Source organism: Aeromonas sp. 604443, assembly GCF_049170315.1.
Classification (GTDB): Bacteria; Pseudomonadota; Gammaproteobacteria; order Enterobacterales; family Aeromonadaceae; genus Aeromonas; species Aeromonas veronii_A.
Map to the genome: position 1 here is coordinate 100,993 of NZ_JAAKMI010000002.1, position 22,117 is coordinate 123,109.

21 protein-coding genes are annotated in these 22,117 nt (G+C 56.2%); 19 read left to right on the forward strand and 2 right to left on the reverse strand.

Going from position 1 to position 22,117, the window contains the following annotated elements; genetic code table 11:
* The first annotated feature begins 115 nt into the window (after window positions 1–115).
* The 8 genes from G5380_RS04070 (at window position 116) to G5380_RS04105 (ending at window position 6,687) form a co-directional block, all read left to right on the forward strand.
* Window positions 116–856, forward strand: coding sequence for a heme ABC transporter permease (locus G5380_RS04070; protein ID WP_216951796.1), 741 nt, complete (start codon window positions 116–118; stop codon window positions 854–856).
* Between the two features lie 2 nt (window positions 857–858).
* Entirely contained in the window at window positions 859–1,065 is a 207-nt protein-coding gene (ccmD, locus tag G5380_RS04075; protein WP_216951795.1) for a heme exporter protein CcmD, read from the forward strand.
* Window positions 1,062–1,553, forward strand: a complete 492-nt coding sequence (gene ccmE, locus G5380_RS04080) for a cytochrome c maturation protein CcmE (RefSeq protein WP_005344003.1) — start codon at window positions 1,062–1,064, stop codon at window positions 1,551–1,553. The genes ccmD and ccmE overlap by 4 nt, the downstream gene beginning before the upstream one ends.
* Entirely contained in the window at window positions 1,550–3,505 is a 1,956-nt protein-coding gene (locus tag G5380_RS04085) for a heme lyase CcmF/NrfE family subunit (RefSeq protein ID WP_421352398.1), read from the forward strand. Before ccmE ends, G5380_RS04085 begins: the two co-directional genes overlap by 4 nt.
* A complete protein-coding gene (locus tag G5380_RS04090) occupies window positions 3,502–4,032 on the forward strand; it encodes a DsbE family thiol:disulfide interchange protein (protein ID WP_421352399.1) in 531 nt (176 codons plus the stop codon). Before G5380_RS04085 ends, G5380_RS04090 begins: the two co-directional genes overlap by 4 nt.
* Window positions 4,033–4,043: 11 nt before the next feature.
* Window positions 4,044–4,523 (forward strand): cytochrome c-type biogenesis protein, encoded by a 480-nt coding sequence (locus G5380_RS04095; protein ID WP_227341076.1) that lies wholly within the window; start codon window positions 4,044–4,046, stop codon window positions 4,521–4,523.
* Window positions 4,520–5,788 carry a c-type cytochrome biogenesis protein CcmI gene (ccmI, locus tag G5380_RS04100; protein WP_421352400.1) on the forward strand — a complete coding sequence of 423 codons (1,269 nt, stop codon included), beginning with the start codon at window positions 4,520–4,522 and terminating at the stop codon, window positions 5,786–5,788. The genes G5380_RS04095 and ccmI overlap by 4 nt, the downstream gene beginning before the upstream one ends.
* 86 nt (window positions 5,789–5,874) lie before the next feature.
* On the forward strand, window positions 5,875–6,687 hold the full coding sequence (locus G5380_RS04105) for an MlaA family lipoprotein (RefSeq protein ID WP_216951790.1): 813 nt from the start codon (window positions 5,875–5,877) through the stop codon (window positions 6,685–6,687).
* A 112-nt stretch (window positions 6,688–6,799) separates the two neighbouring features.
* Here the strand turns inward: G5380_RS04105 and sodB are convergent, their stop codons facing one another.
* Entirely contained in the window at window positions 6,800–7,384 is a 585-nt protein-coding gene (gene sodB, locus G5380_RS04110) for a superoxide dismutase [Fe] (protein ID WP_005334664.1), read from the reverse strand.
* A gap of 288 nt (window positions 7,385–7,672) precedes the next feature.
* Here sodB and G5380_RS04115 point away from each other — a divergent pair, with 288 nt between their 5' ends.
* The 6 genes from G5380_RS04115 (at window position 7,673) to G5380_RS04140 (ending at window position 14,923) form a co-directional block, all read left to right on the forward strand.
* Complete coding sequence (locus G5380_RS04115; protein WP_005353650.1) at window positions 7,673–8,017, forward strand: Grx4 family monothiol glutaredoxin; 345 nt, start codon at window positions 7,673–7,675, stop codon at window positions 8,015–8,017.
* 359 nt (window positions 8,018–8,376) lie between these two features.
* Complete coding sequence (gene tdcB / locus G5380_RS04120; RefSeq protein ID WP_421352401.1) at window positions 8,377–9,381, forward strand: bifunctional threonine ammonia-lyase/L-serine ammonia-lyase TdcB; 1,005 nt, start codon at window positions 8,377–8,379, stop codon at window positions 9,379–9,381.
* A gap of 11 nt (window positions 9,382–9,392) precedes the next feature.
* Entirely contained in the window at window positions 9,393–10,724 is a 1,332-nt protein-coding gene (tdcC, locus tag G5380_RS04125; RefSeq protein WP_421352402.1) for a threonine/serine transporter TdcC, read from the forward strand.
* A gap of 198 nt (window positions 10,725–10,922) precedes the next feature.
* The gene (gene tdcD, locus G5380_RS04130) at window positions 10,923–12,131 is read left to right on the forward strand and encodes a propionate kinase (protein ID WP_421352403.1); all 1,209 of its coding nucleotides are present in this window, start codon (window positions 10,923–10,925) and stop codon (window positions 12,129–12,131) included.
* A gap of 44 nt (window positions 12,132–12,175) precedes the next feature.
* Window positions 12,176–14,470 (forward strand): formate C-acetyltransferase, encoded by a 2,295-nt coding sequence (pflB, locus tag G5380_RS04135; protein ID WP_421352404.1) that lies wholly within the window; start codon window positions 12,176–12,178, stop codon window positions 14,468–14,470.
* Window positions 14,471–14,539: 69 nt separating this feature from the next.
* On the forward strand, window positions 14,540–14,923 hold the full coding sequence (locus tag G5380_RS04140) for a RidA family protein (RefSeq protein WP_216951785.1): 384 nt from the start codon (window positions 14,540–14,542) through the stop codon (window positions 14,921–14,923).
* Window positions 14,924–15,003: 80 nt separating this feature from the next.
* On the opposite strand, the gene G5380_RS04145 is transcribed toward G5380_RS04140, so the two are convergent.
* Window positions 15,004–16,215 carry an RsmB/NOP family class I SAM-dependent RNA methyltransferase gene (locus G5380_RS04145; protein WP_421352405.1) on the reverse strand — a complete coding sequence of 404 codons (1,212 nt, stop codon included), beginning with the start codon at window positions 16,213–16,215 and terminating at the stop codon, window positions 15,004–15,006.
* A gap of 222 nt (window positions 16,216–16,437) precedes the next feature.
* Between G5380_RS04145 and G5380_RS04150 the strand changes: the two genes are divergently transcribed.
* The 5 genes from G5380_RS04150 (at window position 16,438) to pdxH (ending at window position 22,083) form a co-directional block, all read left to right on the forward strand.
* Window positions 16,438–18,444, forward strand: a complete 2,007-nt coding sequence (locus tag G5380_RS04150) for a reprolysin-like metallopeptidase (protein ID WP_421352406.1) — start codon at window positions 16,438–16,440, stop codon at window positions 18,442–18,444.
* Window positions 18,441–18,770 carry a hypothetical protein gene (locus G5380_RS04155; protein WP_421352407.1) on the forward strand — a complete coding sequence of 110 codons (330 nt, stop codon included), beginning with the start codon at window positions 18,441–18,443 and terminating at the stop codon, window positions 18,768–18,770. Before G5380_RS04150 ends, G5380_RS04155 begins: the two co-directional genes overlap by 4 nt.
* Window positions 18,771–19,022: 252 nt before the next feature.
* Entirely contained in the window at window positions 19,023–20,990 is a 1,968-nt protein-coding gene (locus tag G5380_RS04160) for a reprolysin-like metallopeptidase (RefSeq protein ID WP_421352408.1), read from the forward strand.
* On the forward strand, window positions 20,969–21,304 hold the full coding sequence (locus tag G5380_RS04165; RefSeq protein WP_421352409.1) for a hypothetical protein: 336 nt from the start codon (window positions 20,969–20,971) through the stop codon (window positions 21,302–21,304). Before G5380_RS04160 ends, G5380_RS04165 begins: the two co-directional genes overlap by 22 nt.
* A 140-nt stretch (window positions 21,305–21,444) precedes the next feature.
* Window positions 21,445–22,083 carry a pyridoxamine 5'-phosphate oxidase gene (gene pdxH / locus G5380_RS04170; RefSeq protein ID WP_103251238.1) on the forward strand — a complete coding sequence of 213 codons (639 nt, stop codon included), beginning with the start codon at window positions 21,445–21,447 and terminating at the stop codon, window positions 22,081–22,083.
* The last annotated feature ends 34 nt before the right edge of the window (window positions 22,084–22,117 follow it).

Consider the following 22,117-nt stretch of genomic DNA (forward strand, 5'->3'; position numbering starts at 1 on the left):
AAGTTGCGATGGATCAAGCGGATTGCCGCTTATTGCTTTCGAGGTATTTGATGTTATCCCGAGGTCAGTATGTTAGGCCTCGCCAAACAATTAATAACAAAAAGGTTTGTGAGTTATGTGGAAATGGTTGCATCCTTACGCTAAACCCGAACGGGCCTATCGGCTGGCTGGGACCCTGTTGCCCTGGTTTGCTGTGATAAGTCTGCTATCGTTCATCATCGGCACTGTCTGGGGACTGGCTTTTGCACCCGCCGATTATCAGCAGGGTGACTCCTTCCGGATCATCTATATCCATGTTCCTTCCGCCATTCTTTCGATGGGGGCCTACTCCACCATGGCAGTTGCCGCCTTTATCGGGCTGGTATGGCAACTGCGGATGGCGGACATGACGGTGGCGGCTATCGCACCTGTCGGCGCTGTGTTCACTTTTATTGCACTGTTTACCGGTGCCGCCTGGGGCAAGCCCATGTGGGGAACCTGGTGGGTGTGGGATGCACGGCTCACCTCTGAGCTGATCCTGCTGTTTCTCTATCTCGGCGTGATTGCCCTCTACAACGCCTTCAGTGACAAGGTGGTTGCTGGCCGTGCTGCCGGCATTCTGGCACTGGTGGGGGTGATCAACCTCCCCATCATTCACTACTCGGTGGAGTGGTGGAACACCTTGCACCAGGGGGCCACTATCACCAAGTTTGACAAACCCTCCATCTCTCCCGAGATGCTTTGGCCACTGCTCATCATGATCCTGGCGTTTGTTGCCTTTCTCGGGGCCCTTACCCTGATGCGTTTTCGAAACGAGCTCTTGATGCGGGAGTGGCATCGTCCCTGGGTTCAAGAGATTGCCGAACAGGAGAAGTAAGCATGCACTTTGCCTCATTCAGTGACTTTTTGGCGATGGGCGGTTACGCCTTCTACGTCTGGCTCTCCTTCGGTCTGACCCTGCTCTGTCTGGTCGGTATCATCATTTCTACCCGCATGAAAACCCGTCGTCTGTTTAATGAGTTACGCAGCAAGCAGGCACGCGAGAGCCGTCGCAAGGCGGCCCGGCAGATGGAGAACACCCTATGAACCCGAGACGCAAAAAACGCCTCACCATCATTCTGGCCATCACCCTGGGCCTCGCCACCGTGAGCGGCCTAGTGCTTTACGCCCTCAGTCAGAATATCGACCTCTTCTATACCCCGAGCGAGCTGGTGGAAGGGAAGGGGCCGGACAAGATCAAACCGGAAGAGGGGCAGCGCCTGCGCATTGGTGGTCTGGTGGTCCCCGGCACTGTCAAGCGCGATCCGAACAGCCTCAAGGTTAGCTTCAACCTGATCGACAATGGTGGTCATCAGGTGATGGTGCAATTTGATGGCATCCTGCCGGATCTGTTCCGCGAGGGGCAGGGGATTGTGGCGCAAGGAACTCTCAAGGATGCCACCACGGTCGAAGCGTTCGAGGTACTGGCCAAACACGATGAAAACTACATGCCGCCAGAAGTGGCCGATGCCACCAGTGGCATGCACTTCAAACCGGAATACACCGATGCGCAGTTGAAGGGGAATAAGCCATGATCCCGGAATTAGGACAGTTTGCGCTGATCCTGGCCTTTGCCACCTCCCTGTTGCTGGGTAGCTATCCGCTGCTTGGCGCAAGTCGGGGGCGTCTTGGCATGATGTCGGCGGCTCGTCCGCTCGCCTATGCCCAGTTTTTGTTGCTGCTGCTGTCGTTTCTCTGCCTGACCTGGGCCTTTATCGATAACGACTTTACCGTGCAGTATGTGGCCACTAACTCCAACAGCCTGCTGCCGCTCGCCTATCGTATCTCGGCGGTGTGGGGGGCCCACGAAGGTTCCCTGCTGCTGTGGGTACTGACCCTGGGTGGCTGGACTGCGGCGGTAGCCATGTTCAGCCGCCGTCTGCCGCTCGATGCGGTGGCGCGGGTGCTCGGCGTGTTGGGGCTGATCTCGGTCGGTTTCACCGCGTTCGTGCTGTTCACCTCTGATCCCTTCACCCGCACCTTGCCCTATTTTCCGGTCGATGGCCGTGACCTCAATCCGCTGCTGCAGGATCCGGGTCTGATCTTCCATCCGCCGATGCTCTACATGGGTTATGTAGGATTCTCGGTGGCATTTGCCTTCGCCATAGCCTCATTGATGACCGGTCGTCTTGATGCAACCTGGGCCCGCTGGTCGCGCCCCTGGACCATGGCGGCCTGGGTATTCCTGACCCTCGGCATAGTGCTCGGCTCCTGGTGGGCCTACTACGAGCTCGGTTGGGGCGGCTGGTGGTTCTGGGATCCGGTAGAAAATGCCTCCTTCATGCCCTGGTTGGCGGGTACCGCTCTGCTGCATTCGCTGGCGGTGAGCGAGAAGCGCGCCACCTTCAAGGCGTGGACCGTGCTGCTGGCCCTTTCGGCCTTCTCGCTGAGCCTGCTCGGTACCTTCCTGGTGCGCTCCGGCGTGCTGGTGTCGGTGCATGCGTTTGCCTCCGACCCGACCCGCGGCCTGTTTATTCTCGGCTTCCTGCTGGCGGTGATCGGTTCATCCTTGCTGCTGTTTGCCTTTAAAGGTTCGCAGGTGAAAAGCCACGGCAAGCATGAGCTGTGGAGTCGCGAAACCCTGCTGCTTTGCAACAACATCATGCTGGTGGCTGGCCTGCTGACTGTGCTGCTCGGCACCTTGCTGCCGCTGGTGCACAAGGAGCTGGGGCTGGGGAGCATCTCTATCGGTACTCCCTTCTTCAACCATATCTACAGTTGGCTGATCATTCCGTTTGCCCTGCTGCTGGGGGTTGGTCCGCTGTTTCGCTGGCGCCGCCAGGAGCTTGGCGAGCTCAAGGGCAAGGTGATTCTTGCGCTGGTGCTGAGCCTGGCAGCAGCCCTGCTGTTGCCGCTGATCTTTGCCGAAACCTTCAAGCCGTGGGCGGCGGTAGGGATTGGTCTGGGCGCCTGGATCATCGTCACCAGCGCGCAGGAGACCTGGGTGCGCGCGACCCACAAGCACAGCTTTGCGGTCGGTGTGCGCAAGCTTGGCAACAGTCACTGGGCTATGATCCTTGGCCATGTGGGGCTGGCAGTCAGCATCATAGGTATCGCCTGCACCCAGAACTACAGCATCGAGAAGGATCTGCGGATGCAGGCGGGTGATCGGGTGCACTTTGCCGATTACGAGTTCGTTTTTGCCGGGATCAAAGAGAAGAACGGCCCCAACTACGATGGCTTCAAGGGCGTGCTGGAAGTGCACAAAAATGGCAAGCAGGTCGCCCTGCTCAAGCCCGAGAAGCGGATGTACACAGTGACCCGGATGCCGATGACCGAAGCGGCCATCGATGCCGGTTTCACGCGAGATCTTTATGCGGCCCTTGGCGAGCAGCTAGACAACAATGCCTGGGCATTGAGGATCTACTACAAGCCTTTCGTGCGCTGGATCTGGTTCGGCGGCGTCTTTATGGCTATCGGTGGCGTGCTGGCGATGCTCGACAAGCGTTACCGTTTCGGCCGTCGTGAGGAGGAAGCCAAGGCATGAACAAAAAGGTCTGGTTGTTTTTAATTCCCTTTATCGTCTTTTTGCTGGGGGCTGTGTTCCTGTTCAAGGGGCTCTACTCCGATCCCACCAAGCTCGAATCTGTGATGGTGGGCAAGGAGGTACCGGTGTTTACCCTGCAGGACATTTACGATCTGAACAAACAGCACGATCGCACCATCCTGACCGGCCGGCCCATGTTGCTCAACGTCTGGGCTACCTGGTGTCCCACCTGCTATGGCGAGCACACCTACCTCAAACAGCTGGCGGGGCAGGGCATTCCCATCATCGGCATGAACTACAAGGATGAGCGCGACAAGGCGATCAAATGGCTGGCGGAGCTGGGCAACCCCTATAAGGTCAACCTCTATGATCCGGACGGCATGCTGGGGCTGGATCTCGGGGTATATGGCGCGCCGGAGACCTTCTTTATCGACAGCAAGGGGATCATCCGTTATCGCCACGTGGGGGACATCAACCCCGAGAACTGGGCGTCGACCCTCAAACCCATCTTTGATGCCATGAAGTGAGGGGAGTCCTGATGAGAGTATTTATTGCTTCCCTGCTGCTGTTGCTGGGATGGGTGGTACAAACGCCGGTCATGGCTGCTATCGATGTCTACACCTTCGATAACGACAATCAGGAGCAGGTCTTTCGCGAACTGACCAAAGAGCTGCGCTGCCCCAAGTGCCAGAACCAGGATATCGCCGATTCCAATGCGGGGCTGGCCAAGGACTTGCGTGACAAGACCTACCAGATGGTGCGCGAGGGTAAGGATAAAGAGGAGATCGTGGACTATATGGTTGCCCGCTATGGCAACTTTATCCTCTATAACCCGCCCCTGATGGCATCGACCCTGATCCTCTGGCTTGGCCCGCTGTTAGTGATCGTTATCGGCATCGGCGTGGTGGTGATACGTAGCCGACGCTCTGCGGCAACGTCAGAGCCTGTGGAAAGCACCCTGAGCGATGAAGAGCAGCGTCGCCTGGCCGAGCTGCTCAAAGAGGAAGAGAAACAATGACCGCCTTTTGGATTGTGATTGCGGCCCTGCTGGTGCTGGTGAGTCTGGCTCTGGTGTTACCGTTGTGGCGCAGTGAGGGAAACCAGAGCATCAGTCGCTCGGCGCTCAACAAACAGCTCTATCGTCAGCGCTTGCTAGAGATTGGCGAGGAGCGAGAGCAGGGTGTGCTTGCCGAGGAGCCCGAATCGCTGGTCGAGTTGCAGCGCAGCCTCTTGGATGATATTCCCGATGTGGAGCAGACAGCCCGCAGTGGCAAGAGTCTGAGCTGGATCCCAGGTGTGCTGGTGCTGGTGGTGGTGAGCCTGGGTATCTACTACAAGCTGGGTTCATGGCAGGAGGTGAGCCGCTGGCAGGATGCCAGCAGCCGTCTTGGTGAGCTCAGCAACCGGATTCTTGTGGAGCGTGATGCCCAGGTAACCGAGCAGGATCTGCTGGACTTCACGCTGGCACTGCGTACCCGCCTAAAGGATGAACCGAACGACTACCGCGGTTGGCTGCTGCTGGGACGCTTGGCGCTGGATGGCAATGATCCCGAGATGGCCAACGATGCGCTGTCGCGTGCCTACACGCTGGCTCCCCAGAAATCGCTGGTGGCGGTGCCCTATGCCCAAGCGCTGATGATGACGGGGGAGGAGGTGCAGGCCGATGCACTGCTGCGTGCAGCCATCGCGCAGGAGCCTGATAATATCGAGGCGCGCTCCGTCTATGCCTTTATGGCGCTGCAGAAAGAGGACTTCCAGACCGCGCTGTCTCGCTGGCAGGCGATGTTGCCCTTGATGGAAAAAGGCTCTCCCCGTTATGTGATGGTTGAGCGCTCCATGGAGTATGCCCGCACGCAGCTCAAGCAGCGTGGCATAGAGGTGACGAATTCAGGCGCAGCCAAAACGGGAACAGAGCAGGTAAAGCAGTCTGACGTTAATGAGGGAGAGTTCCCCATCCACATCACGCTGGCTGCGGGCATCCAGATGCCGGAAGATGCTCACCTCTTCGTCTTTGCCGTGGTGCCCAACGGACCACCCATGCCCATCGCGGTGAAACGTATCGCTGGGCCAACCCTGCCTGTCACCCTTTCACTGGGGGATGGTGACGCCATGATGGAGGGCAGCAAGCTGGAAGCGTATCCAGAACTGCAGTTCAAGGCACGTCTCTCCCGCGGTGGCAATGTGATGAACAAGGAAGGAGCCTTCGAAGGGGTATCCGTGCCGGTCAAGACGGCCGAGACCCCTACTGCTCCGATTGACATCCGTATCGATCACGCCCTCTAATATGTCCTTTGAATAACCCGGCTCCTTGATAGGGGCCGGGTTATCTATACTTCTGATAAATCAAAATAAAACGTCAGGACAATCATATGTATCTTCGTTCAGGGGCCATACTGGCAGCCCTCTTGCTGGCTGGTTGTGCCGGTGGCCCGCCCAAGCCTGGCCCAGAGAGTCTGGATCTCAATCCCGGTATGAATCGTCCGGGCGCCACCAGTACGGCGGCCGACCCGCGTGATCCCTTCCAGGGAGCAAACCGTGCCATGTGGGCGGTCAATTATGATGTGCTGGAGCCCTATGTAGCACGTCCTGTGGTACATGCTTACGCTCGCTATATTCCGGTGGGGGTGAAGGATGGCATTGCCAACTTTGTTGCCAACTTTGATGAACCGAGCAGCATGGTGAACCACCTGATCACCGGTGATTTGAAGGGGGCGGGGACCAACCTGGGGCGCTTTACCCTCAACACCACCGTCGGTCTGCTGGGTATCTTCGATGTGGCCAAACATGCCGGTCTCGAGCGCAACAAGCTGGAGATGGACACAGTGCTGGGCAGGGCCGATATCGGTAATGGTGCCTACATCATGGTGCCTGTCTACGGCCCGACCACCACTCGGGAGCTGGTTGGTGACACCATTGACACCATCTACTTCCCCTATGCCTTGCTGACTATCCCGTTAAGGGTTACTCATTGGGTTCTGGATGGCTTGGGCAATCGCGCCAAGCTGATCGATCAGGAGCGGATCATCGACAACTCCCTCGACCCCTATGCGCTAACCAAGGACTTCTACCTGCAATATAACCAGGGCAAGGTGACGGGCAAGCAGACCGAGCTGAAAGCGTCTCAGCAAGAGCAGGCCGACGATGCCAATCTGGATGAATACATGGACGAGCTGGACCAGTAAACTGGCTATCTCGATATGTAAAAGGCGCCTGCGGGCGCCTCTTTCATTTACGCAGCCATCTAGATATAAAAAAACGCCCCGCAGTGCGGGGCGTTTTGGCAAGCGAGGCTGATTAGGCAGCCAAGTTCTTGGCCACGAATTCCCAGTTAACCAGAGCCCAGAAGGTTTCCATGTACTTCGGACGCAGGTTGCGGAAGTCGATGTAGTAGGCGTGCTCCCACAGGTCAACGGTCAGCAGCGGGGTGGTACCGGCTTCAGTCAGCGGGCAGCCAGCGTTGGAGGTGTTGACGATAGCCAGAGAGCCGTCAGCTTTTTTCACCAGCCAAGTCCAGCTGGAACCGAAGTTGCCGATGGCTGATTTGGTGAAGGCATCTTTGAACTCGGCGAAGGAGCCGAATGCCTTGTTGATAGCATCAGCCAGGGCGCCAGTCGGCTCGCCACCGCCATTCGGGGAGAGGCAGTGCCAGTAGAAGGTGTGGTTCCAGATCTGGGCGGCGTTGTTGAAGATGCCGCCGTTGGAGGTCTTGATGATCTCTTCCAGAGACTTGCCTTCAAACTCGGTACCCGGCACCAGATTGTTCAGGTTGACCACGTAGGTGTTGTGGTGCTTGCCGTGGTGATATTCCAGAGTTTCCTGGGAGATGTGCGGTTCCAGAGCGTTGATTGCATAGGGCAGAGCGGGAAGTTCGAATGCCATTTTCTACTCTCCATTGGCTGGACCGTGCGAAGGCGACGGTTGCAAGACATTGCGTACTCTTTTCTATATGTGAAAAGAGTTGTTTTTAAAATGATGGGGCTGGGTAGCCCAAAGCCAAGGGATTGTAGCAGTATCAAAGATGGCCTAACAACTCTTGATTGGCGCCATGATCGCGATCAATCCTGTGTGGGTTCTTTGCACAATTCGAGCCGGGTCACCCCTTTGTCAGTTTGTGCTCGGGCAAGATTGCAGTAGAATGGCCGCCGAAATCGCTCTAGTGAGGCACCTATGGAAACTATTGAAAAGATTAAGCAGCAGCTGGCTGACAACCCCATCATCATCTACATGAAGGGCTCCCCCAAGCTACCCAGCTGTGGCTTCTCTGCCCAGGCCTCCCAGGCTCTGATGTCCTGCGGCGAGCCGTTTGCCTACGTTGATATCCTGCAGAATCCGGATATCCGCGCCGAATTGCCAAAATTCGCCAACTGGCCGACCTTCCCGCAACTGTGGGTTGAAGGTGAGCTGATCGGTGGCTGTGACATCATGATCGAGATGTTCCAGGCTGGCGAGTTGCAGGCTCTGATCAAAGAGACTGCTGCCAAGTACAAGAAAGATGATGCAGCAGCCGAGTAATCGGTCCTGTGTTGTCGATAGGGAGCCACATCGGCTCCTTTTTTATTATCCCGGTTCTGGCAGGCAAGAAACTGATCACCGGTTGCAAAAAGCAACGCGATTGCCCTGAAAAATCTAATCTTTGCCGCTTTGTTTTGGAGTTGTTAACCATATTGATTTTCCAATCTACGATTACTTTTTTTAATAATTTTGGATTCAAGTGTTGCTGCCATCACATTTTTTGATAATTTCACCGTTACGCAGTCTCTTTGTAGATTTTTTTGTGTTTATGCTCACATTAATTGCAAGTGATAGAACCTAGTATCGCTTCGCCCAGTGAAATAAAACCCAACAAATTAATAAATAAAAAGAGATTTGCGATGAAGATGTATAGCAATCTGCCCATTGGTCTTCATGATATTACCGAAGCCAAAAAAAGACTGACCAACCATATATACAAGACCGCGCAATTACCCTCTAACTACATCAGCGAACGTTGTCATGGCGAGGTTTACCTCAAGCTTGAAAACATGCAACGTACTGGCTCTTTTAAAATTCGCGGTGCTTTCAACAAACTCAGTTCATTAAGTCTGGAGGAGCGTCAAAAAGGTGTTGTCGCCTGCTCTGCCGGTAATCATGCGCAGGGGGTATCTTTGTCCAGTGCCATGCTGGGAATTGATGCCAAGGTGGTCATGCCTTGCTGCGCACCCAACTCAAAAATTGCTGCAACCAGCGATTATTCGGCGGAAGTTATTCTGCATGGCAATAGTTTCAATGACACTATTGCCAAAGTCAGCGAAATCGTGGAAATGGAAGGTCGCGTATTTATACCCCCTTTTGACGATGCAAAAGTGATTGCCGGCCAAGGAACCATTGGCCTGGAAATTATCGAAGATTTGTATGATGTCGATAACATCATTGTGCCGATTGGCGGCGGTGGTCTGATTGCCGGTGTTGCCATGGCCATCAAATCCATCAACCCGACTATCCGTGTGATTGGCGTGCAGTCGGAGAATGTTCACGGCATGGCGGCTTCATACTACGCAGGCACTATTACCAATCATAGAACCAGTAGCACGCTGGCTGATGGCTGTGACGTGGCAAGACCCGGCACCCTGACCTATGAAATTGTCAAAGAGCTGGTCGATGACATTGTTCTGGTGACTGAAGATGATATTCGTCACAGCATGGTTGACCTGATTCAGCGCAACAAGGTGATTACCGAAGGGGCGGGAGCTCTGGCCTCGGCAGCACTGCTCAGCGGCAAACTCAAGCATTATGTCGAAGGCAAAAAGACCGTCAGCATTATTTCGGGTGGCAATATTGACCTGACCCGGATCGTCGAAATTATCGAACAGAACAATATCCGTCAATTTAGCCTGTAAGGAATGCAGTCATGATATTAGACAGTGTTGTCACCGGCAGTAAAGAGAATACACGTGCATGGCGTAAATCGGATACCACATGGGGATTAGGTCTGTTTGGTACAGCGATCGGTGCAGGTGTTCTATTTTTCCCTATTCGGGCCGGATATGGTGGCCTGATACCTATATTAATCATGTTGGTGCTGGCTTACCCTATTGCATTTTATTGCCACAGGGCGTTGGCCAGATTATGTCTTTCTGGCAGCAATCCATCGGCAAATATTACCGAGACCGTTGAAGAACATTTTGGCAAAATGGGTGGGGTAGTGATTACCTTCCTCTATTTCTTTGCCATCTGCCCACTGCTGTGGATATATGGTGTGACGATCACCAATACCTTTATGGCATTCTGGGAGCATCAACTGCAAATGGCGCCGCTTAATCGGGGTGTTGTCGCCCTTGGGCTGCTGCTATTGATGGCATTTGTGATCTATTTTGGTAAGGATCTGATGGTCAAGGTGATGAGTTATCTGGTCTTTCCCTTTATTGCCAGTCTGATCGTTATCTCTCTCTCCCTCGTCCCGTACTGGAACAGTGCCGTCTTTGATCAGGTCAATCTGAGCGAGATAGCGATGTTTGGTCACGATGGTATTCTGGTTACCGTCTGGCTGGGGATCTCCATCATGGTCTTCTCCTTCAACTTCTCGCCGATTGTCTCCTCTTTCATTGTCTCCAAACGGGAAGAGTATGAGCAGGAGTTCGGGCGTGATTTTACCGAGAAGCGCTGCTCGAAGATTATCTCCGGTGCCAGCATGCTGATGGTGGCCGTGGTGATGTTCTTTGCCTTCAGCTGCCTCTTTACCCTGTCACCGCAAAATATGGCGGAAGCCAAAGCCCAGAACATTCCGGTGCTCTCCTATCTGGCCAACCACTTCTCCTCAATGACGGGCAGCAAGTCTGCGTTTGCCACCACTTTGGAGTATGCGGCGTCCATCATTGCGCTGGTTGCCATCTTCAAATCCTTCTTTGGCCACTATCTGGGGACGCTGGAAGGGTTGAACGGCCTTATCCTCCGCTTTGGCTACCAGGGCGACAAGAGCAAGGTTTCCAGTAAAAAACTCAACATGGTCAGTATGTTGTTCATCATGGGTTCGACCTGGCTGGTCGCTTATGTGAACCCCAACATCCTCGACCTGATTGAGGCCATGGGGGCGCCGATCATCGCTTCCCTGCTCTGTCTGCTACCGATGTATGCGGTGAGCAAGACACCGGCACTGGCAAAATATAAAGGTCAGGCCAGCAACCTGTTTGTCACCATCATCGGTGTACTGACCATCCTGAATATTGTTTCCAAGCTGTTCTGAAAACCTTTTCTGAAAGTCATCAACCATTCAGGCCCCCCTGGCGGGGTCTGGATGGTGCAGTCAGACATGAGCAATAACCGGTTCTTCGTTGGCCCAATTGTGTGGGCCCTGGGTAAGGCTTGCCGTTTTTTGACTTTCTGTTTATGGCGAAATGCCCTGACTGCAGTGACTTGACACTATTAATCTCGAGGCGATGTAATGAAGTTTGATTCGTTGGTTCTGGTTATCAATTGCGGCTCCTCATCGGTCAAATTCTCGGTACTGGAGAGTCAATCCTGTGAGGTGGTGATATCCGGTATGGCGGATGGTATTGAGACGGCCCATCCCCAATTGCAAGTGGGTAAAGAGCCCGCTATGTCATTACCTGAAAATAACCACACCTGTGCATTGGCTGCCATCGCGGCTGAATTGAAAAAGCGCGATCTGCTGGATTCGATTGTGCTGATTGGTCATCGGATTGCGCATGGTGGCAGTGAATTTAGCGAAGCCGTGATCATTGATGAACATGTCTTGGCCAAAATAAAGCAGGTGTCACCCTTGGCCCCCCTGCACAATCACGCCAATTTAAGTGGCGTGATGGCCGCCCGCCAGCTATTTCCCGACCAGCCCCAGATTGCGGTATTTGATACCGGCTTTCACCAGACCCTGAAGCCGGAAGCCTATATCTATGCGCTGCCTTATCAATATCTGCAGGATTACGGCGTGCGCCGCTATGGCTTCCATGGTACCTCCCATCGCTATGTGGCCGAGCAGGCCTGCGTATTTATGGGGCTGGATGAGCAGCATGCCGGTCTGGTCATCGCCCATCTGGGCAATGGCGCCTCTATTTGTGCGGTACAGGATGGCAAGAGCGTCGATACCTCGATGGGGATGACGCCGCTGGAGGGGTTGATCATGGGCAGCCGCAGCGGTGATATCGATTTTGGCGCGCTGGCCTATATCGCCAGCAAGACGGGGCAATCCATCGAGGATATCGAGCGGGTATTGAACAAGCAGTCCGGTTTGCTGGGTATTTCTGGGCTCTCCTCGGATATGCGGGTATTGGAAGCTGCCTATCACGAAGGACATCCCGGGGCAAAATTGGCCATTCACGCTTTTGTCCATCGTATTGCCCGCCATATCGGCGGCCATGCCACCTCATTGCGCCGGCTGGATGCCGTTATTTTCACCGGCGGGATCGGCGAGAACTCGGCCTTTATCAGAAAGCTGGTATGCGAACGACTTCAGGTATTTGGCGTAGCGATCAGCGAGCCGTTTAACCAGCGTCCCAATAGCGAGGGCTGCCGGGTAATTTCGGCGGCAGAGTCCATGGTGCTGGCGGCGGTTATTCCCACCAATGAAGAGAAAATGATCGCGCTGGATGCCATTCGTCTGGGGCAGCAGGTTCGTCAGGCCGAGTGCGTCTGACATCTTCCACTGTAGTGTCATGAGTAGTGAATGAGGTTTATTTGATGAAAGTTGATATGCAATTGGATCAGGATAAATTCCGTCAGGCATGGCAAGGGTTTGCCGGTGAAAACTGGAAGCACGAGATCAACGTCCGTGATTTTATCCAGCAGAACTACACCCCCTATGAAGGTGACGAACAGTTTTTAGCAGATGCGACCGAAGCGACCACCACCTTGTGGAACAAGGTGATGGAGGGGATCCGCATCGAGAATGCCACCCACGCGCCGGTCGATTTTGATACCAATATTGCCACCACAATCACCGCCCACGGGCCGGGCTATATCGAGCAGGGGCTGGAAAAAATCGTTGGCCTGCAAACCGACAAGCCCCTTAAAAGAGCGCTGCACCCGTTTGGCGGCGTCAATATGATCAAAAGCTCTTTTGAAGCGTATGGCCGGGAGATGGATCCCGAATTTGAATATACCTTCAGCGAATTGCGCAAAACCCACAATCAGGGAGTGTTCGACGTCTACTCTCCCGAGATGTTGCGCTGCCGAAAATCGGGAATTTTGACCGGTTTGCCGGATGGTTACGGCCGTGGTCGCATTATCGGAGATTATCGTCGGGTAGCGCTTTATGGCATAGATTATCTAATCCGTGAGCGGGAGCTGCAGTTTGCCGATCTGCAACCGGCTCTCGAGCGGGGAGAGCAGCTGGAGCAGGTGATCCGCCAGCGCGAGGAGCTGGCGGAGCACAAGCGGGCACTGGTGCAGATCAAGCAGATGGCGGCCAGCTACGGCTTTGACATCTCCGGGCCGGCACGCACTGCCCGGCAGGCAGTCCAGTGGCTCTACTTTGCCTATCTGGCGGCGGTGAAGTCGCAAAACGGTGGCGCCATGTCCCTCGGCCGTACCGCCACCTTCCTCGACATCTATATCGAGCGGGATCTGAAGGCGGGGCTTATCAGCGAGCAGGATGCCCAGGAGCTGGTCGATCACTTCATCATGAAGATCCGCATGGTACGCTTCCTGCGTACCCCCGAGTTTGACTCCCTCTTCTCCGGCGATCCCATCTGGGCGACCGAGGTGATCGGTGGCATGGGGCTGGATGGTCGCACCCTGGTGACCAAGAACTCCTTCCGCTACCTTCACACCCTCAAGACCATGGGGCCGGCGCCCGAGCCCAACCTCACCATCCTCTGGGCGGAAGGGCTGCCGCGGGCCTTCAAGACCTATGCTGCCCGCGTCTCCATCGATACCTCATCCCTGCAGTATGAGAACGATGATCTGATGCGCACCGACTTCGAGAGCGATGACTACGCCATCGCCTGCTGCGTGAGCCCCATGGTGATCGGCAAGCAGATGCAGTTCTTCGGTGCCCGCGCCAACCTGGCCAAGACCCTGCTCTACTGCATCAACGGCGGGGTGGACGAGAAGCTTAAGATCCAGGTTGGCCCGAAAGTGGCGCCCATCATGGACGAGGTGCTGGATTACGAGACCGTCATGGCCAGCCTCGACAGCTTTATGGATTGGCTGGCGGTGCAGTACATCAGCGCGCTCAACCTGATCCACTACATGCACGACAAGTACAGCTATGAGGCCTCGCTGATGGCGCTGCACGATCGCGACGTCTATCGCACCATGGCCTGCGGCATTGCCGGTCTGTCGGTGGCGGTCGATTCGCTGGCGGCCATCAAGTACGCTCGGGTCAAGCCGGTGCGCGATGCTGACGGGCTGGCGGTCGATTTCGTGATTGAGGGGGAGTATCCCCAGTACGGCAACAACGACGAGCGGGCCGACTCCATTGCCTGCGATCTGGTCGAGCGCTTCATGAAGAAGATCCAGGCGCTGCCGACCTACCGCAATGCGGTACCGACCCAGTCGATCCTGACCATCACCTCCAACGTGGTCTATGGCCAGAAGACTGGCAACACCCCGGATGGCCGCCGTGCCGGTGCCCCGTTTGCACCGGGAGCCAACCCGATGCACGGTCGGGATCGCAATGGGGCGGTCGCTTCGCTCGCCTCGGTGGCCAAGCTGCCGTTCAAATACGCCAAGGACGGGATCTCCTACACCTTCTCCATCGTGCCGGGGGCGCTCGGCAAGGAGCCAGCCAATCGCGAGAGCAATCTGGTGGGGCTGATGGATGGCTACTTCCATCATGAGCGGGATGTGGAAGGGGGTCAGCACCTCAACGTCAACGTGATGAACCGCGAGATGCTGCTGGATGCCATCGACAATCCGGACAAGTACCCCAGCCTGACCATCCGGGTCTCCGGTTATGCGGTGCGCTTCAACGCCCTGACCCGCGAGCAGCAGCAGGACGTCATCTCCAGAACCTTCACCAACATGATGTAACTCTCATGCCCGGGGTGAGCAGGCTTGCTCCGGGCCTACTTTTTGTTTGTCAGCACGAGGAAGTAACAGATGCGACAGGTTATCACTACCAAGGCGGCGCCGGGCGCCATCGGCCCCTATGTGCAGGCCACCCGGATTGGCAACATCCTATACACCTCCGGTCAGATCCCGCTGGACCCGGTGAGCGGCGACGTTGCGGAGGGGATCGAAGCGCAGACCCTGCGCTCCCTGCAAAACGTACAGGCGATTGTCGAGGCGGCAGGCGGTCAGGTGCGCAACATCATCAAGACCACGGTGTTTGTCTCTGATCTGAACGACTTTGCTGTGGTGAATCAGGTTTACAACGACTTTTTCACCAAGCACGATGCCATGTATCCGGCGCGATCCTGTGTGGAAGTGGCTCGCTTGCCGAAGGATGTAAAGATCGAGATTGAGGCGATTGCTGCGCTGTAACCCCATCGGGTGTGGGTCAGCAAGCCAAAACAAAGCGGCTGCCATTGGCAGCCGCTTTTTCTATCTGGTCATCGGGCAGATCAAGCGATCCGCTCGATACGAGCCATGTAGAAACCGTCGAAGCCGGTCTCGGACGGGCTTACGGTGTGATCGTCACGCAGACGGAAGTTCTCGTTGGCCGCGAGGAACTTGTCCACCTGCTGGCGGTTCTCCTGCGGCAAGATGGAGCAGGTTGCATAGACCAGCAGGCCGCCGACTTTCACCATCTGGCTGTAACGCTGCAGGATCTCTTCTTGCAGCGCGACCAGCACCGGCAGACGCTCGGCGGTATCACGCCACTTGGCATCCGGATTGCGCTTGAGTACGCCCAGACCGGAGCAGGGCACGTCCAGCAGTACGCGGTCGGCGCTCTCTTTGAGGCGCTTGACGGTCTTGCTGCTGGTGATGACCCGGGTCTCCACGTTGTGGGCACCGGCGCGACGGGCGCGCTGCTTGAGGTTCTCCAGCTTCCACTCTTCCACATCCATCGCCAGCAGACGGCCTTTGCCCTGCATCATGGCGGCGATGTGTAGAGTCTTGCCACCGGCCCCGGCGCAGGCGTCGATGACGCGCATGCCCGGGGTGACCTCCAGAGCCGCAGCAACCAGCTGGGAGCCTGCGTCCTGCTGCTCGAAGCAACCATCGGCAAAGGCCTTGGTACGGAACAGGGCGGCGTCCGAGGTGACCTGCAGGGCAGTCTCCACACCATCAACCGGAATGGTGGTGACCTGCTCTTTGGCCAGAATGGCTTGCAGCTCATCACGGGTGCACTTGAGGGTGTTGACCCGCAGGTAGCGCTTGGGCATCCAGGCCAGAGCGGCACGCTCGGCAGGCCAGGCTTCACCCAGCTGCTCGCTACCCAGTTTCTCCAGCCAGCTCGGGCAACCATCCATCAATACCGGGTTCTTCTTCGCCTCGGTCAGACGGCGGCGGAATGCTTCTTCATTGAAGCGATCCAGGGTCGGGTGGTTGGGCTGGGCAATTTTGTGGAAGGCGTGCCAGCTGTGCAGCAGTGGCCAGACATTCTTTTCGGCCTGACGCACCTGAATACCGGTGAGGAAACAATAGAGGCTGAGACGGCGCAGCAGGTCGCCGGTGACCAGGGCAATCCTTGCCTGTTCTTGCGGTTTGAGTTCGATGCCGGAGAAGTGACGGGCATAAGCGCGGTCGAGGGTAAGACCCTGACCGAGCACATCGTCAACAATGGCAACGACCAGATCCCCGAAACGGGGCAACAGTGGGGATTTGAGCATGAGATTAACCTTGGCCATATAAAGATGAACCGCACCTTTGTGAAGAGGAGCAGTTCTAAAATTGACAAATCCGCGCAATGATAGGGGTTAGACGGGGTTGGCGCAACACTCCCACTCGGGAATGGTGGAAAGGGTTGCTTCAGCTTTGTATTGATGTGGCCGAATAAAAATAAAGTACAGGCCGCAATTCAGGCGATTGCATTAATACAAGGACTAAAAACAATGCATGTGACGAAATACTCTAGGGTGGCCTTGCTGATGGCCAGTATGCTGGGCTCAACCAGCCTGATGGCCAGCGAGTGGAGCACGGTAGCCGCCAGAGCGACTGCGGAGCAAGGTTATGAGGTGCGGGCCCATCAGTTTCGAGTGGCCAAGGTGTCGCTCGACTATTTTGCCGGACTGCAAGCCGGGGTGAGTGAGCTGACCCTGCCGCTGCCCGATGGGGGGGAGGTCACCTTTGCTCTGGAAGCCTACGACTTGCTGCCTGCAGATCTTGCCGCCAAGTATCCGCAGATCCGCACCTTCAAGGGGTACAACCCGGCGCATCCGATAGAGACGGGGCGCTTCGATCTGGGGCCACAGGGTTTCCATGCCATGTTCAGCCATCAGGGCAAGATGGTGTTTGTCGATCCGCTGCGCAATGCCGAAGGGTATGCCGTCTATTACCAGCAGGATGCCCATAGTCGCCTGGAGGATGAGGCGGACAAGGTGCTTGGCCATGATGCCGACAGGGCGTTGCAGCAAAGGGTGCAGGTGGATGGTAATGTGCGTAAGCGCTACACCATCGCCATTTCGGCGACGGGGGAATATACCCGATACCACGGAGGGTCCAGGGTACTGACCATGGCGGCCATCACAACCCTGCTCAACCGGGTGAATCAGGTCTATCAACAGGATGTGGGGGCCGAGTTTGTATTGGCCAGTGGCAATGACAACCTGGTCTTTACCGATCCGGCCAGTGATCCCTTTGATAACACCAATGCGGATGCTGATCTGAACGTAGATGTGCAGGCTCAGGCGTTTGCTGCCGGGGATGTGGGGGCATTTGATATCGGCCATGTCCTCAATACTGGAGGCGGTGGTTTGGCGAGTTTGGGGGTGTTATGTGTTGATACCCTGCCACCCTATTACGCCTATGGCGCCAAGTCATCTGGCATGACGGGTTCAAAAGAACCAGTCGGTGATGCTTTCTTTATAGACTATGTGGCCCATGAAATTGGCCACCAGTTTGGTGCCGAGCATACCTTCAACGGCACGACCGGCAATTGTGGTGCGGGTAACCGTGCTGAGGAGCAAGCTTGGGAGCCGGGCAGTGGCAGCTCCATCATGGCCTATGCCGGCATCTGCGGTGAGGAGAATATCCAGCCACACAGCGATCCCTATTTCCATAGCAAGTCCATCGAGCAGATGCGAGCTCATATGGCGAGCGTATCGACCTGCGGAACCACGCTCGCGTTGAGCAATAATGCTCCGCAGGTTGCGGCCGGCAACGATTATGTGATCCCGGCCAATACGCCCTTTGCCCTGAAGGGGGCGGGGGCGGATCTGGATGGTAACCCTCTGCTCTTCAACTGGGAGCAGATCGACAAAGGCACCGAATCGAGCAGCGTCGCTACCATGGTTGACGATGGCTCCCGGCCGCTGTTTCGTTTTGTCTCTCCCACGGCATCGCCGGAGCGGATCCTGCCGAGTTTGCCATCCCTGCTCTCCGGCATGCTTGCCAAAGGAGAGGCCTGGCCGACCACCAACCGGGATCTCAATTTCAGACTGACGGTGCGAGATGGTCAGGGTGGCGTTGCCAGCGATGACATGAAGGTGCAGGTGGTCAATACCGGCACAGCATTTCGCATCACCAGCCCAATTTCCGGGGTCACCCTCACGCCCGGGGGGAGTCAGTCACTGACATGGGACGTGGCTGGCACCACGTTGCCACCCATCAGTTGCAGCAAGGTGGATATATCTGTAACCCAGGACGAGGGTGCTAGCTGGGCACTCCTCGTCTCCAGCCAGCCCAACAGCGGCTCTGCCACAGTGACCCTGCCGGGCAACCTCACCAGCAGTGTCAGGCTGAAAGTGGCTTGCAGCGACAACATCTTCTTTGCCATCAGTCCCCTCAAATTGCCTCTGGTGCAAGGTGGCTCTAATTCAGGTGGCGGTGGTGGTGGCGGGGTGCTCGGATTGTGGACGCTAGCACTGGCGCTGCTTGGCTGGCAACGGAGGCGCACATGAGGGGAATCTCCCTGTTGCTGCTTGCCATGCTCGGCGGTTGTCGGGTCGATGCCAGCACCCTGGAGCAGGAGCTGAGTGCAAACCTTGCCAGGCAGGATTACCGCCTCATCGTGATCGCGGGGCGGGGAGAGTTCGCCCCCGGTATTGCAGCCGAGCAGCAGGCAGAGGCCAAGGCGCGCTGTGGCAAGCGTTATCTGGATGGATTGGGCGATGTGATAAGGCCCGGCCAGCACGAAACGCATGCCAAACTGAGTGCCTACGCCAGCGAGTTTAACCGGCGCATGGTGATTCATTGCCCGATAGCATCGGGCGCGGATAAGCAGTAATACGCCAACGAACCAATCCAAATGGGGGGATATTCAGCCCCCTATCTATCCGTGAAGGCGCCAATGGCGCCTTCACTTTTTTCCGTTGTTGAATGGGGTCAGTCTGTATCGCCTGAGATGGGGAGCGTGGGTGTAGCACGATGTCTCAGCGTGACAGAAGTTTTGTGCGAATTTTCTTTTCTGTCTGTCACGCAGATCGTCAATTGACGCTGCACCATACTTGTTGTCACCAAGGTAGGGCAAGGAGGCTCTATGAAGCATGGCATTGCGGTGATTATCACCAGTTTGTCTGTTCAGGTTGCAGCAGAACCACAGTGGACCTTCATGGATGAAAACTTGGAAAGGGGAGGGATCTATGATGTGCGAGCTGAAAAGGTCAGAGTGGTGGTTCCTGACAAGCCTTTTGAGCCCGGGCATCTCGCCAGTGTGTTGACTTTGCCACTGCCGGATGGCACTACGGTGCAGTTTGATGTTCATCCCAATGCCTTGCTCCCGGAGCCTTTGGCCCAGCGCTACCCTTCTATCAATACTTACAGTGGGAAGGCTATCGATCGGGCGGCGGATACAGGCCGATTTGATGTCACCATACATGGTTTTCACGGTATGTTTACCCATCAGGGGCGTACCTTTTATGTCGATCCGCTTCAGGACGGTTTCTCTTATGCCGTTTATGAACAGCAAGATGCCTGGCGGCGACAGGATGTGGATCAGGTGATTGATCCTCATGGTATCGAGCGTGAGCGAGCTGTGCTGGTCGATGGCAATTTGCGCAAGCGCTACACTATCGCTATCTCGGCAACCGGGGAATATACCCAGTATCACGGTGGTACCAAGGTTGCAGCACTCTCGGCGATTGCAACACTGCTTAATCGGGTCAATGAAGTCTATCGCCGTGATGTGGGGGCCGAGTTTCAGCTTGCAGCTGATACGGATAATGTGATTTTCACCGATCCTGCGACGGATCCTTTCACCAACTCGACCCAGGATATCGCAATCAACCAGACCCAACAGGGGGTGTTGCTCAATCCTTCTTTTGATCTGGGCCATCTGCTGGCGACATCAGGCGGCGGGGTGGCGACCCTGAGATCTTTATGCAACCCTTTCAGCCGTTCACGGGGCATGACCGGAGGCTCACAGCCTATCGGTGATGCATTCTTTATTGATTATGTGGCTCACGAATTGGGGCACCAGCTGGGGGCAGAGCACTCCTTCAATGGCATGGCCGACAGTTGTGCCACGGGTCGCAAGGCTAGCTCAGCCTGGGAACCGGGCAGTGGCTCGACCATCATGGCCTATGCCGGGATCTGTGGTGAGGAGAATCTGCAGGTTAACAGCACACCTTTCTTTCACAGCAAGTCGATCGAGCAGATGCGGGCTCTGATGGCCTCTCTGCCCTCCTGCGGCACCGACCTGGCGCTTGCCAATAACGCGCCGGTTGTGGATGCGGGGGGCGATAGGGTGATCCCCGCCAATACGCCTTTCACTCTTGTCGGTAGTGCGCTGGATCTGGATGGAGATGTCTTGAGTTACACCTGGGAGCAGGTGGATCTGGGCAACGCATCCAGCAGTTTGGCCACCATGGTGGATGATGGGTCACGCCCGCTGTTTCGCTTTGTCTCGCCAACTTCGGATCCCCGCCGAACCTTGCCTGCCATGAGCTCGCTGATCACGGGTGTGCTGGCCAAAGGGGAGGCGTGGCCAGCGACCAATCGCAATCTCCAGTTCCGCCTTACCGTACGTGATGGTCAGGGGGCGGTCAGCAGTGATGAGATGGTGATGCAGGTGATCAATACCGGCGCGGCATTTGCCATCACAGCCCCACAGATTGGCGCCATGGTGGCGGGTAGCACTCAGCTAGTGACATGGAATGTTGCCGGTACCGATCAGCCTCCTATCAACTGTCCCAGCGTGGATTTGGCACTGACACAGAATGGCGGTTCTAGCTGGACTACGCTGGCAAGCGGGCTTGTCAATAACGGTTCGGCCAGTGTGGTGTTGCCTGCACCGTTGATCAGCACGGCTAGGCTGAAGCTGGCATGCAGCAATAATATTTTTTTCTCTATCAATGGGATAAGAGGTAATGCGTCGGCCACTACGGAAAGTGCAACTGTCATTACCGACAACAATACGGGTGGCGGCGGCGGCGGTGGTGGTGCGGTGAGTATCATTGTGATCATCCTGATGGGAGGTGCAGCCGGATGGCGCAGGTATTACGGTTAGCCGTCAGTTTGCTGTTTCTGCATATCTGCGCAGCGCCTGTTGTGGCCGCATCACTGACCGAGGCAATAGATGAGAGTCTTGCTGCTCAGGATTATCGGCTCATCGTGCGCGGCGGGCGTGGCGGCATGGCCCCGGGGGTTGTGGAGTCATTGCAAGCAGAAGCGAGAACCCTGTGCGGAGTCCGTTATCTGAAAGGGTTCGGAGATGTGATTGAGATGGGCAAGGAGGCGGAGTTTGAGCTGCGGATTGACTATGCCACCCGATATAACCGACAGATGCTGGAAAGGTGCATGCCGGAGGCGATTCAGAGGTAATAGTTTGCAGGTAAACACAGCGGGGAGGCAGTTGCCTCCCCGCTGTGTTATGGCTTGTCACTGACAGATGAGCGGAGCACAATGCCTGCGTCACTCTCTTGATGGTCGTGGAACCATTATTTATTTGAAGGAAAATCAAGATGATGGATGTTGCTGATCTGCGCCGTGAGTATACCCGTGGCGGGCTGCACCGGGCCGATCTGCCGGCCGAGCCGCTGGCGCTGTTCGAGAAGTGGTTGGCGCAGGCTTGTGAGGCCAAACTGACCGATCCCACCGCCATGGTGGTAGCGACGGTGGATGCCGATGGTCAGCCCTGGCAGCGCACCGTGCTGCTCAAGCACTACGACGCCCAGGGGATGGTTTTTTACACCAACATGGGCAGCCGCAAGGCGCAGCAGCTGGAAGGCAATCCCCGTATCAGCCTGCTCTTTCCCTGGCATACGCTCGACCGTCAGGTGCATGTGACCGGTCGGGTGGAGAAGATGAGCACTTTCGAGGTGATGAAGTATTTCCACAGCCGTCCCAAGGATAGCCAGATCGCTGCCTGGGTCTCCAAGCAGTCGACCCGCATCTCAGCCCGCGGCGTGCTGGAGGCCAAGTTCCTCGAGCTCAAGCAGAAGTTCGCCAATGGCGAAGTGCCGCTGCCGAGCTTCTGGGGCGGATTCCGGGTAGTGATCGAGACAGTGGAGTTCTGGCAGGGGGGCGAGCACCGACTGCACGACCGCTTCTACTACACCCGCGAAGGGGATGGCTGGCATATCGAGCGTCTGGCTCCCTGATCGCGCTATTCAAATCTGTTTTCACAAGGAGTGT